This window comes from Lysobacter sp. MMG2, assembly GCF_016735495.2.
In the GTDB taxonomy this organism is placed as follows: Bacteria; Pseudomonadota; Gammaproteobacteria; order Xanthomonadales; family Xanthomonadaceae; genus Lysobacter_J.
The window spans coordinates 859,356-871,582 of sequence record NZ_JAERQY020000001.1 but is presented as its reverse complement, the minus strand read 5'-3'; the positions used below and the strand labels follow the sequence as shown (position 1 = coordinate 871,582).

Below are 12,227 nucleotides of genomic sequence, written 5' to 3'. Positions count from 1 at the left end.
CCCGTGGAAAGTGAAGCTTCAAGTGACGCGATGCCCGCCGGCATGGACGGCCTGCGCGAGGCGGCCGCCGAGCCAGTAGCACAGTTCGGCCGGGTGGCCGATGTTCCAGAGCACGAAGTCGGCGCGCGCGCCCACGCGCAGCACGCCGCGATCGTGCAGGCCCAGGGCGCGCGCGGCGTTGACCGTGGCGCCGCGCAGGGCTTCTTCGGGCGTGAGACGGAAGTGCGTGCACGCCAGCTGCATCGCGTGGCGCAGCGACTGCAGCGGCGAAGTGCCCGGATTGCAGTCGGTGGCCACCGCCATCGGCACGCCGTGCGCACGGAAGGTGTCCAGTGGCGGCAGCTTCGTTTCGCGCAGCACGTGGTACGCACCGGGAAGCAGCACCGCGACGGTGCCGCGCTGCGCCATCGCGCGCACGCTCTCGTCGCTGGTGTGTTCGACATGGTCCGCCGACAGCCCATCGAACGCTGCCGCCAGCGCGCCGCCGCCCAGGTCGCTGAGCTGGTCGGCATGCAGCTTCACCGGCAGACCCAGCGCACGCGCGGCGTCGAACATGCGGCGCGTCTGTTCCGGCGTGAAGCCGATGCCCTCGCAGAACGCGTCCACCGCATCGACCAGCCCTTCGGCATGCAGGCGCGGCAGCCATTCGATCGCCGCATCGATGTAGTCGTCGGCGCGACCGGCGAACTCCGGCGGCAATGCGTGCGCGGCCAGATACGTGGTGCGCACGCCGATCCCGAGCTGCTCCAGGCGCCGCGCCACGCGCAGCATCTTGCGTTCGTTCTCGAAGTCCAGGCCGTAGCCGGACTTGATCTCCAGCGTGGTCGTGCCGTCGGCGATGAGCGCATGCGCGCGCGGCAGCGACTGTCGCAGCAGTTCGCCTTCGTCGGCCGCTCGCGTGGCGCGCACCGTCGAGAGGATGCCGCCACCGGAGCGGGCGATGTCCTCGTAGCTGGCGCCGAGCAGGCGCAGTTCGAACTCACGTGCGCGATCGCCGGCGAAGACCAGATGCGTATGGCAGTCCACCAGCCCGGGCGTGATCCAGCCCTTGCTCTCGATCACCTCGCGCGCCAGCCGCTGCGGCGTGTCGGGCAGGGCGGAGCGCGGTCCGACGAAGGTCAGCGTGTCGTCTTTCCAGGCGATCGCGCCATCCAGGACGTCCGCATACCCCTGCGGCGCATCGAGCGTGGCGAGCGAAGCACCGAGGATCAGCCCGTCCCAGGCTGTATGCGCGTTGGAGGTCATGACGGGATTCTAGCCGGGCCACGGGCCGGCCGGATCGCCGCCGGGCATCGGCGGAAGGATCGTCACGAGCGCGCCCTCGGGCGACAATGCCGGCATGAAGACCCTCGACGCCGCGATGCTCTGGACCCCCGACGGCTGGCGCCCCGACGCCGGCTTCGACATCGACGACCATGGCCGCATCCGCGCCATCGAGTCGGCCGAGCCCACCGCCAGCGCCAGCTGGATCGTGCCGGGGGTGGCGAACCTGCACTCGCATGCGTTCCAGCGCGCCATGGCCGGTCTGGCCGAACGCCAGACGAACCCGGAAGACTCCTTCTGGACCTGGCGCGAGACCATGTACCGCTTCGCCGCGCGGTTCACGCCGGAGCTGCTGCAGGCGGTGGCTGCGCAGCTCTACGTTGAGATGCTGGAAGCCGGCTACACGACGGTGTGCGAGTTCCACTACTTGCACCACGCGCCCGACGGTCGCCCCTACGACGACCCGGCCGCGATGTCGCGCGCGCTGATCGCCGCCGCCCGCGATGCGGGCATCCGGCTGACGCTGCTGCCCGTGCTCTACATGACCGGCGGCTTCGACGGCCGCGTGCTGGGCGAACGCCAGCGCCGCTTCGGCCATGACGTCGACGCCTACCTGCGCCTGATCGAAACCCTGTGCGAGGACGTCGGCCCGTCGCTGCATGTCGGCTGCGCGCTGCACAGCCTGCGCGCGGTGCCGCCGCAGGCGATGCGCACGGTGCTCGACGCCCTGCCGCCCGCGATGCCGGTGCACATCCACATCGCCGAGCAGATCGGCGAAGTGCAGGACTGCTTGGCCCTGCGCAACGCCCGTCCGGTGGAGTGGCTGCTCGACAACGCCGCGGTCGATGCGCGTTGGACGCTGGTTCACGCCACGCACCTCACGGCTGCGGAAACGCAGGGCATCGCGCGCAGCGGCGCGACCGTGGCGATCTGCCCGACCACCGAGGCCAACCTCGGCGACGGCCTGTTCCCGCTGCGCGATTACCTGGATGCAGGCGGCCGCTGGGGCGTGGGTTCGGACTCGCACATCTCCGTCTCCCCGGTGGAGGAGCTGCGCTGGCTGGAATACGGCCAGCGCCTGTCCACGCGCCATCGCAACATCGCCGTGCGCGCGGACTCGCCGAGCGTGGGCGAAACGCTGCTGCGCGATGTCGCACGCAGCGCTAGGAATTCGACGGGCCATGCGATCGGCACGTTCGCGACGGGCGAGTATGCCGATGCGGTGGTGCTCGACACCGATGCACCGGCGTTGTACGGATTGAAGGCCGAAGATGCGGTCGACCGCTGGATCTTCAGCGGCAATCGTCCGCTCGTGCGCGAGGCGTACGTGGGCGGCAGGCGCGTGGTGGAGGGCGGTGCGCACCTGCAACGCCACGCGATCGCGCAACGCTATCGCGAGGCGATGGCGCGCTTGATGGCGGAGTGATCGCAGAGCGCTTTTCCTTCTCCCCTTGCGGGAGAAGGTGCCCGAAGCCGGCGCTGCGCGCCACCTTCTCCCGCAAGGGGAGAAGGGAACTTCTCAGCCAAACAGATCCACCGCCACCGGCAACGCCCCTTCCATCCGCAGCAGATACTCCTTCGTCGGCAATCCGCCGCCGAACCCGGTCAGGCTGCCATCGCTGCCGATCACGCGATGGCAGGGCAGCACGATCGGCAGGGGATTGCGGCCGTTCGCCGCGCCCACGGCGCGCATCGCCGACGGACGGCCCACGCGCTGCGCCAGTTGCGCGTAGCTGATCGTCGCTCCGTAGGGAATCGAGTCCAGCGTGTGCCACACCGAAAGCTGGAACGGCGTGCCGCGCGGCGCGAGCGGAAGATCGAACGCATGTCGCGCGCCGTCGAAATACTCGCCCAGTTGATGCGCCGCCAGGCGGATCACGTCGCACTCGCGTGCCTCCCATTGCGCGCAGTGCGCCATGGGATGACGCGGGTTCTGGAACTCGATCAGATGCAGCCCTTCGTCGCTCGCCGCGAGCAGCAACGGGCCGACCGGGCTGGGCACGTGCGCGTAGCGGATCGTCATGCGGTCGCCTCTACGCGGGTATCGCTGCGCGCCGTGCGTGTTTTGCGCGCGGGCTTCTCCGCGCGCGCGACCGGTGTCGGCACGCAGTCGCGCCACAGGTGGATCACCGCGTAGCCGCGCCACGGGCTCCATGCTTGCGCACGCGCGCCCAGTGCCTTCGCGGTCATGCGCGTGCCGTCGGCCGGCAGCGCCTTCTGCAGGACGAGATCCTCCACAGGAAACGCATCCGGATGGCCCAGCGCCCGCAGCGCGATGTACTGCGCCGTCCACGGGCCGATGCCCGGCAACGCGACCCAGCGTGCGGTGAAATCCTCCAGCGTGCGTTCGGCGCGAAAATCCACGCGACCTTCGATCAGCGCACTGGCAACGCCGCGCACGGTCTGCGCGCGCGAACGGATCAGGCCGATCGTTTCCAGGTCCGCATCGACCAGCGCTTCGGGCGTGGGGAACAGATGCGCCAGGCCCGGCGCGAACGGCTGCGGCAACGCGCGCCCGTACTTCTGCGCCAGGCGCGAAGCCAGCGTGCGCGCCGCGGCCACGCTCACCTGTTGGCCGATGATGGCGCGCACCGCGATCTCGAAGCCGTCCCAGCCGCTCGGCAAACGCAGCCCGGGACGTTGCGCGAGGAGCGGCGCAAGGCGCGCATCCGACGACAACGCGCCGGCGATGGCTTGCGGGTCCGCGTCCAGATCGAACATGCGCCGCAGGCGTTGCACGATCTCCAGCAGTCGTGCCGTGGCCACGCCGTGCAGTTCCAGTTTCAGCGCGTGCTCGCCGTTCGGCCACGCGCTCATGCGCAGCCAGCCGGGCTGTTCGATGGGGCCGATCACGCGCGCGTATGCGTGTTCGTCCACGACCTCCACGCCCGGCAGCGCACGCCCGCGCAGGAAATCCAGCATGGCCGCGAAGTCGTAGGGCGGGCGATAGCCCAGTCGCAGCGTGAGGACGTCACCCGCATTGTGCGCAGCGGTTTCGCGCCGGCCCTTGCGAAGATCGCGCGGCGCCAGGCGGTACGCGGTACGGAACGCGTCGTTGAAGCGGCGCAGACTGCCGAAGCCGGCGGCCAGCGCGACCTGCGTGATCGGCAGTGTGGTTTCGGTCAGCAGTTGCTTGGCGAACAGCAGCCGGCGCGTTCCGTGCACGCCGATCGGCGCGACGCCGACGCGTTCGACGAACAGGCGACGCAGCTGGCGCTCGCCCACACCCACGCGCTGCGCCAGGGCGGCGAGTGGCTGTTCGGCGAGCGCGCCGTCGTCGATCAGCTTCAACGCACGCGCCAGCGCGGCATCGCCGCGGCGCCAGCTGCCGTCGTCGGGCGAGAGTTCCGGCCGGCAGCGCAGGCAGGGACGGTAGCCCGCCGCCTCGGCCGCCGCGGCGTGTCGGAAATAGACGACGCGCCGCGCCGTCGGTGCCGGGCACACCGGGCGGCAATAAATGCGCGTGCTCAGCACGGCGGTGAAGAACAGACCGTCGAAGCGCGGATCACGCGTGCGGCGGGCCTGTTCGCACACCTGCCAGGCGGGCAGAGTGTCGGCGTGAACGTGGGGGACGGGGCTGGGCATGCGGTCAGGCTAACACCGCGCACAGAGGCGGACTCGCCGGATTCGGACATGAATGTGCAAGGCCGTCGTGACGCCCGGGGGCCTGCCTTAAGGCGCCGCCTCGCGCAGTGCAGGCAACAGCGGCGCCACGTCACCGTCGTTCGCCGCAGGCATCACCCCGAGCACTCGCGCGAGCAGTGGATACACATCCACATTGTCGAACGGCGCGATGCGCGCACCGGGCACGAACGAAGGGCCGCGCGCGATGAACAACGCCCGCATCGACGGCAGTGCGGGATCGAAGCCGTGCGAGCCGCGCGCCGCTTCGGGCGGACGCTTGGCGAGCTTCTCCGGATACAGCGCGTCCCAGCCTTCATGCATCTGGCAGACGATCGGCGGCACGCGCGGATTGGTTCCGTAGTGCCAGCGCGCCGGCAGGTCCTCGCGCTTCCAGCAGTCGTACTGTGCGTGGGCGCCGAGCAGGCGCTGTTCCGCCTCGCGCTCGCGACCGGGACGCGGCGCAACACCGATCGATTGACCGTCCGACACCACGGTCGCGATCGCCGGATCGATCATGTCCACCACGCCGATCGCGCGGCCGGGGCCGACCTTCGCCATGCCATGGTCGGATACCACGATCAGGTCGGTGCGATCGAGCATGCCGCGCGCAGCCAGTCCGTCGTACAGCCGGCCGATCACCGCGTCGAGGTCGCGCAGCGTCGCGCGCACCTGCGGCGAGTCCGGGCCGTAGTCGTGGCCGGCCTTGTCGAGCTGTTCGAAATACAGCGACACCAGGCGCGGCCGCTGCGCCTGCGGTGCGCCGAGCCAGGCGAGCACGTCGTCCACGCGGCGGGCGGGCGGCACGCGCTCGTCGTAGGCGACCCATTGGCTCGGCCGCACGCCGCCGATGGCCGCGCTGCTGCCCGGCCAGGCCCAGCTGGCGCTGCGCACGCCCTGTTTCTCGGCGGTCACCCAGATCGGTTCGCCGCCCCACCAGCGGCTGTCGTCCACGGCGTTGCGATCGGCCACGGCGAAGCCGCCGATGCCGGCATCGCTCATGCGGTTGTGGATGACGCCGTGATGGTCCGGACGCAGCCCGGTGACCAGCGTGTAGTGATTGGGGAAGGTGAGCGAGGGGTAGGACGGGTTCATCCAGTCCGCGTGTGCGCCTTCGCGTGCGATGCGCGCCAGGTTCGGCGTTGCCTGCGGCGAGAGGTAATCCGCGCGGAAGGCATCGATGGAAACGAGGATGACCGCCTGCGCGCGCGGCGGTGGAGCGAAGGCGCGCGGGGCAGGGGTGCTGCAGGCGGAGAGGACGAGGCAGGCGGCAACGGCCGCGATTCGGAGCAAGCGCATCGGTCGATCATAACGAGCGTGTGTTGCGGCATGACTTTAGTCGCTGGCGATTGCGCACGGCCGTGCCAATAGTGGCCGCAACCCGACGGGACGTCCCCGCCGGCACGGGAGCCCGTCATGAAGACCGTCACGACCGTTGTCGCCGCCGCCCTGTTGTCGAGCCTGTCCGCCGCGTCCGTGGCACAGACGCCGCCGAAACCCGAGCCGGCGCGCATGACCCGCGCCGAATGCGAGGTGTGGACGCGCGAACTCAGCTTCGCCCAGTCCGTCGCGGACCACGACGGCGCCGCCTTCGCATCGCATCTGGAACCCGACGCCGCCTTCGGCGCGAGTCAGGCGCAGCCGACGCGCGGCCGCGATGCCATCGCCAAGCGCTGGACCGGGATCGTGGAAGGCAAGCGATTCAAGCTGTCGTGGTATCCCACCCGCACCACGATTGGCGGCGTCGGCGACATCGCCTGGTCCAGCGGGCCGTCGCTGTTCGAGGACCTGGACCCGAAGACCACGCAGCGCTACCGCATCGGCGCGTTCCATTCGGTCTGGCACCGGGGCGCGGACGGTGTCTGGCGCGTGCTGTTCGACGACGGCGTGGATCCGCGCCCGGCCACGCAGGCCGAAGCGCTGGCCTTCCGCGAAGGCCGCCAGGCCACGTGTCCACAAGCCTGACGACTCCCTAAATCACGCCGCCGCCCTCACTTTCGGCAAAGACGGGGCGTTGTATGGTGGACCTGCGGCGCTGACGCCGCCTTCCTCCTGGTGATGCCATGGACCGCATGTCCCACCACCGCGCTGCTCTCCTTGCCGCCGGGCTGTTCGTGCTCGGGCTGGGCAGTGCTTCCGCGCAGGCCGTGTCGGCCGATGCGCAGGCGCAGGCCAATGCTCCGCAGGCTGCCGTGGACGCACAGGCCGCCTCCGATGCGCAGGTCTCCCCCGACGGTCGCAACGACACGAAGCGGCCCACCGCCGGCTGCCTGAAGGAAACCGGCAGCAACATCCGAACGCGCGATCCGAAGACCGGCAAGCCGGTGTGCATCGGCCCGGGCCGTTCCTATACGCGCGAGCAGATCGACCGTACCGGCCAGACCGATCTCGCCGACGCCCTGCGCCGCCTGGATCCATCGATCCACTGATCGCATGAAGACGATGCGTCGTCTGCCGATCGTCATCGCGCTGGCCTTCGGGCTGGCGCCGGTCGCGTTCGCGCAGCAGGCCAACACGCTGCAGCCGCCGCGCGTGGCGCCGATCTCGCCCGCCACGCCGCCGTCCTTGCCGGTGGGCGTGGACACCTCGCGCGACAACGCATCGCTCAACCAGTTGAACCGGCAGCTCGATGTTTCCAGCCGGCGCGTGCAGGCCGACACCTTGCGCAATCAGGTCGACCGCCAGGATCGGCTGATGGATGCCGATCGCGCGCGCACCGACGCGCGCCGTGCCGCGGCGTCGCCGGAAGAATCCGCACGACTGCGCCAGGAATTCGAAGCGCGCGTGGCAAACCACGAGGCCTGGCGTGCCGGCAAGGAGCAGCAGGTGCAGCGGCTGGAAGTGGAGGGCATTCCGCCGCCGCCGCCGCCCAACGAAGTGAAGGCGCCGGCGATCCAGCCGGGGCGCTGACCGCTACGTCAGCAATCCCCGCAGCAGCCGCTGCAGCGACGCTTCGTAATAGCGCCGGAATGCGGCATCGTCGAAGTTGAAACGTCCCGCGCGATACAGCGCGATCAGGCCGTGCGTGTGCGCCCACAACGTCATCGCCACGTCCCATACATCGTCCTCGCGCAGGACGCCGGCATGCATCGCGTCCTGCACTGCGTCGGCGACGACGTTGAGCGTCGGCGAGCGCCGCGCGTGGAAGTCGTCCGGAAACCGCCGCGCATCGTCGCGCGCCGTGGAGAACGCATGGTCGAACAGGTGCGGATGCGCCAGCGCGTAATCCAGATAGATGCGCTGCACCGCCAGCAGGCGCTCGAGCACGTCACCGCCGCGGCCGCGCGCGTCCCAGTGACGCGTGATCGCATCGAAGCTGTCGTCGCCGATGCGCTTGAGCAGCGCCTCGCGATTGGGGAAATGCCGGTAGATCGCCATCGGCGTCAGCCCCACCGCGGCGGCCACGCGGCGCATGCTTACGCCGGCCGCGCCTTCGCGTTCGAACAGCGTGCGCGCGGCGCGCAGGATGCGGTCGGCAGTGGCGGGGCGGCGGCTCATGTATACAGCGTATACAAAATGGCGCCGTACGGCGGAAAATCGCACGCAATCGCCGGCCAGTGTTGATACGGGCGCTGCCGCGCGGCGGGCACGGCGCGATAATTCCCGGCATGCACCCCCGCGCGTCGCGAACGCGACGCCCCTGCCGACGGAGCGTTCCATGTCGACCCGCAAAGACCCTTCCCGCGTCATCCGCGCACCGCGCGGTAGCGACAAGACCTGCAAGTCGTGGCTGACCGAAGCCGCGTACCGCATGATCCAGAACAACCTCGACGCCGAGGTCGCGGAGAATCCGACCGAACTGGTCGTCTACGGCGGCATCGGCCGCGCCGCGCGCGATTGGGAAAGCTTCGATGCGATCCTGAAGTCGCTGCGCGAACTGGAAGACAACGAAACGCTGCTGGTGCAGTCCGGCAAGCCCGTCGGCATCTTCCCCACGCATCCGGACGCACCGCGCGTGCTGCTCGCCAACTCGAACCTGGTGCCGCATTGGGCGACGTGGGAGCACTTCAACGCGCTCGATAAGAAGGGCCTGATGATGTACGGCCAGATGACGGCCGGATCGTGGATCTACATCGGTTCGCAGGGCATCGTGCAGGGCACCTACGAGACGTTCGTCGAGATGGGCCGCCAGCATTACGGCGGCGACCTCAAGGGCAAGTGGATCCTCACCGCCGGCCTGGGCGGCATGGGCGGCGCGCAGCCGCTGGCGGCTTCGCTGGCGGGCGCGTGCTCGCTCAACATCGAATGCCAGCAGAGCCGCATCGACATGCGCCTGCGCACGCGCTATGTCGACGAACAGGCGACCGATCTCGACGACGCGCTCGCGCGCATCGAGAAGTACACCGAAGCGGGCGAGGCGAAGTCGATCGCGCTGCTGGGCAACGCGGCGGAGATCCTGCCCGAGCTCGTGCGCCGCGGCGTGCGTCCGGATGCCGTCACCGACCAGACCTCCGCGCACGATCCGGTGCACGGTTACCTGCCGATCGGCTGGAGCGTGGAGCAGTGGCAGCGCATGCAGACCGAGGACCCGGGTCGCGTGCGCGACGCGGCGATGAAGTCGATGCGCGTGCACGTGGAAGCGATGCTCGCCTTCGAGGACATGGGCATCCCCGTGTTCGACTACGGCAACAACATCCGCCAGATGGCGAAGGACGAAGGCTGCGAGAACGCGTTCGACTTCCCGGGCTTCGTGCCGGCGTACGTGCGGCCGCTGTTCTGCCGCGGCGTCGGCCCGTTCCGCTGGGTCGCGCTGAGTGGCGATCCGGAGGACATCTACAAGACCGACGCGAAGGTGAAGGAACTCATCCCCGACGACGAGCACCTGCACCGCTGGCTCGACATGGCGCGCGAACGCATCAGTTTCCAGGGCCTGCCCGCACGCATCTGCTGGGTCGGCCTGGGCCTGCGCCACAAGCTCGGCCTCGCGTTCAACGAGATGGTGCGCAACGGTGAATTGAAGGCGCCGGTCGTCATCGGCCGCGATCACCTCGACAGCGGCAGCGTCGCCTCGCCCAACCGCGAGACCGAATCGATGAAGGACGGCAGCGACGCCGTGTCCGACTGGCCGCTGCTCAACGCGATGCTCAACGTCGCCGGTGGCGCGACGTGGGTCTCGCTGCACCACGGCGGCGGCGTGGGCATGGGTTACTCGCAGCACTCCGGCGTGGTCATCGTCTGCGATGGCTCGGAAGAAGCGGACAAGCGCCTGGCGCGCGTGCTGTGGAACGACCCGGGCACCGGCGTCATGCGCCACGCGGACGCCGGCTACGAGATCGCCCAGCAGTGCGCGAAGGAGCAGGGGCTCAAGCTGCCGATGGCGTGAAGTTTCACGCCCGCTGGCACGCCGCGAACGGCCCGGGCAACCGGGCCGTTTCGTTTCGGCGGTAACGAAATCCCGGGCGTAAGATCGGCGGGCCTTGTCGCACGGAGTCGCCCGATGCATCGCAGGCAGTTCCTCGGCGCGCTGGCGTCGTCGTTGGCCATGGCCTTGCCGGGCTGCGTCCGCAGCGGTCGTGATGTGCGGCCGGACGGCGGCACGGTGATGACCGTACTCGGTCCGGTCGATGCCGACGCACTCGGCATGACGCTGGTGCACGAACACCTCTACGCCGATCTGCGCCCGCATGCCGAGCAAGTGGCGCAACCGCTGACGCCCGACATCGACGAGGTCGTCGAGGTGGTCCTGCCTTACCTGCGCGAGATCCGGCGCCAAGGCTGCCGGACGCTCGTGGACTGCACCGCGACGACGCTCGGTCGCGATCCGGCGCTGATCCGCCGTCTTTCGCAGGAAAGCGGCCTGCACATGCTCACGGTGACCGGCGCCTACGTCGCCGCCGGCGGTCGCTTCATTCCACCTTACGTGCACAGTGACACGGACGAAGCGCTGGCCGCGCGCTGGATCGGCGAGTGGCGCGACGGCATCGGCGGCACCGATGTGCGGCCGGGCCTCATCAAGCTGGGCATCGAAGGCGATCCGCTGACCGGGATCGAACGCAAGGTCCTGCGCGCCGCGGCCCGGACGCAGTTGCAAACGGGACTGGTGATCGCCGCGCACACCGGGCCGTGGAGCGAGGTGGCGCCCGGGCGCAACGCGCGATGCGCTTTCGCGCAGCTCGATCTGCTGGAAGCCTCGGGCGTCGCCCCTTCCGCGTGGATCTGGGTCCATGCGCAGAATGAAGCCGAAGGCGCGCATCACGTCGAGGCCGCGCGACGCGGCGCGTGGGTGTCGTTCGATGGCTTTCGTCCCGGGCAGGAGGCCGACTATGCGGCGCTGATCGGGCGCATGCGCGAGGCCGGGCTGCTGGCGCGCGTGCTCGTCTCGCAGGACGCGGGCTGGTACAACGCCGGCCAGCCCCGTGGCGGTGAGTTCAAGCCGTTCGATCCGCTGTTCACGGCATTGATCCCGGCGCTGCGGCAGAGCGGCCTGGGCGAGGATGCGATCCGCACGCTGTTCGTCGACAACCCGGCGCGCGCCTTCGCGGTGCGCATGCAGGGCAAGCCCGCGTCCTGACGACAAGATTGTCCGCTTCCAGCGCGGTCCGTCGTTCTCCCAGCGACGGTGAATGGAGCGGCCACGATGGCGGTGATCTCGAATGCAGGCGCGACGCGCCGCCCCGGCCTGTGGGGCACGGGCAGCACGATCTGGATCTGGGCCCTGTTGGCCTTGGCGGTGGCGGGCTTCTGGCCCAGCTACGTGCGGCGCATTGGCGAGGCCGACGCGGTCACGCACCTGCACGCCGCGCTGATGATGTCGTGGTTCGCGATGCTGTTCGTGCAGCCGTGGCTGGTGCGCACGCGACGTCTCGCCCTGCACCGGCAGGTCGGCAAGTTCTCGTATGCGCTGGTGCCGGCGATCGTGCTGACCTGCCTGTGGCTCTCGCGCATCCGCATGGCCGCCGCGACGCCACAGAGCTTCGGCTTCCAGACGTTCATCCTGTACCTCGCCATCGGCGCCGCGACGATCCTCCTGCTGTCCTGGGCGCTGGCGATCTACCACCGCCGCGATACCGCGCTGCACGCGCGCTACATGGTCGGCACGACGCTGACGCTGCTAGATCCGGCGCTGGCACGATTGCTGGCCACCACGATGCCGGGCCTCGGGCCGGCGATCCCGCTGATCAGCTTCGGCCTGCTGTTCCTCATCCTCGGCGTGCTGATCTGGCGCGACCGTGGCCGCCATGGCCAGAGCGCGTTCATCGTGCTGACCGTGTTGTTCGCGATCCACTTCGCACTGATGCAGGTGCTGCCGCGCACGACGGCGTGGCAGGACTTCGCGCGCGGGTGGGGTGGGTTGGCGGTGGGCTGACTCGTCGTTCGATCACTCGGAGCCCGCACAACAGCGG

Annotated in this window: 12 protein-coding genes; 7 read left to right on the top strand and 5 right to left on the bottom strand. The window is 69.8% G+C overall.

The window, feature by feature from the left end:
• Positions 1–18: 18 nt before the first annotated feature.
• Positions 19–1,245: an imidazolonepropionase gene (gene hutI / locus JI752_RS03815; RefSeq protein WP_216959417.1), complete on the bottom strand. Its 1,227-nt coding sequence runs from the start codon at positions 1,243–1,245 to the stop codon at positions 19–21.
• Between the two features lie 94 nt (positions 1,246–1,339).
• Between hutI and JI752_RS03810 the strand changes: the two genes are divergently transcribed.
• On the top strand, positions 1,340–2,689 hold the full coding sequence (locus tag JI752_RS03810; RefSeq protein ID WP_216959415.1) for a formimidoylglutamate deiminase: 1,350 nt from the start codon (positions 1,340–1,342) through the stop codon (positions 2,687–2,689).
• 93 nt (positions 2,690–2,782) lie between these two features.
• Here the strand turns inward: JI752_RS03810 and JI752_RS03805 are convergent, their stop codons facing one another.
• From JI752_RS03805 to JI752_RS03795, 3 genes are all read right to left on the bottom strand, one after another.
• Entirely contained in the window at positions 2,783–3,286 is a 504-nt protein-coding gene (locus JI752_RS03805; protein WP_216959412.1) for a methylated-DNA--[protein]-cysteine S-methyltransferase, read from the bottom strand.
• The gene (locus JI752_RS03800) at positions 3,283–4,848 is read right to left on the bottom strand and encodes a DNA-3-methyladenine glycosylase 2 (RefSeq protein ID WP_216959409.1); all 1,566 of its coding nucleotides are present in this window, start codon (positions 4,846–4,848) and stop codon (positions 3,283–3,285) included. The genes JI752_RS03805 and JI752_RS03800 overlap by 4 nt, the downstream gene beginning before the upstream one ends.
• 87 nt (positions 4,849–4,935) lie before the next feature.
• Entirely contained in the window at positions 4,936–6,183 is a 1,248-nt protein-coding gene (locus JI752_RS03795; protein ID WP_216959406.1) for an ectonucleotide pyrophosphatase/phosphodiesterase, read from the bottom strand.
• A 117-nt stretch (positions 6,184–6,300) separates the two neighbouring features.
• Between JI752_RS03795 and JI752_RS03790 the strand changes: the two genes are divergently transcribed.
• The 3 genes from JI752_RS03790 (at position 6,301) to JI752_RS03780 (ending at position 7,794) form a co-directional block, all read left to right on the top strand.
• Complete coding sequence (locus JI752_RS03790) at positions 6,301–6,849, top strand: DUF4440 domain-containing protein (protein ID WP_254200180.1); 549 nt, start codon at positions 6,301–6,303, stop codon at positions 6,847–6,849.
• A gap of 98 nt (positions 6,850–6,947) precedes the next feature.
• Positions 6,948–7,313, top strand: a complete 366-nt coding sequence (locus tag JI752_RS03785; RefSeq protein WP_216959403.1) for a hypothetical protein — start codon at positions 6,948–6,950, stop codon at positions 7,311–7,313.
• A gap of 4 nt (positions 7,314–7,317) precedes the next feature.
• Entirely contained in the window at positions 7,318–7,794 is a 477-nt protein-coding gene (locus tag JI752_RS03780; RefSeq protein WP_216959400.1) for a hypothetical protein, read from the top strand.
• Between the two features lie 3 nt (positions 7,795–7,797).
• On the opposite strand, the gene JI752_RS03775 is transcribed toward JI752_RS03780, so the two are convergent.
• The gene (locus JI752_RS03775) at positions 7,798–8,382 is read right to left on the bottom strand and encodes a TetR/AcrR family transcriptional regulator (RefSeq protein ID WP_216959397.1); all 585 of its coding nucleotides are present in this window, start codon (positions 8,380–8,382) and stop codon (positions 7,798–7,800) included.
• A 160-nt stretch (positions 8,383–8,542) separates the two neighbouring features.
• Here JI752_RS03775 and hutU point away from each other — a divergent pair, with 160 nt between their 5' ends.
• The 3 genes from hutU (at position 8,543) to JI752_RS03760 (ending at position 12,190) form a co-directional block, all read left to right on the top strand.
• A complete protein-coding gene (gene hutU / locus JI752_RS03770; RefSeq protein WP_216959395.1) occupies positions 8,543–10,207 on the top strand; it encodes a urocanate hydratase in 1,665 nt (554 codons plus the stop codon).
• 114 nt (positions 10,208–10,321) lie between these two features.
• The gene (locus tag JI752_RS03765) at positions 10,322–11,395 is read left to right on the top strand and encodes a hypothetical protein (protein ID WP_216959392.1); all 1,074 of its coding nucleotides are present in this window, start codon (positions 10,322–10,324) and stop codon (positions 11,393–11,395) included.
• A 66-nt stretch (positions 11,396–11,461) separates the two neighbouring features.
• Positions 11,462–12,190, top strand: coding sequence for a hypothetical protein (locus JI752_RS03760; protein ID WP_216959389.1), 729 nt, complete (start codon positions 11,462–11,464; stop codon positions 12,188–12,190).
• The last annotated feature ends 37 nt before the right edge of the window (positions 12,191–12,227 follow it).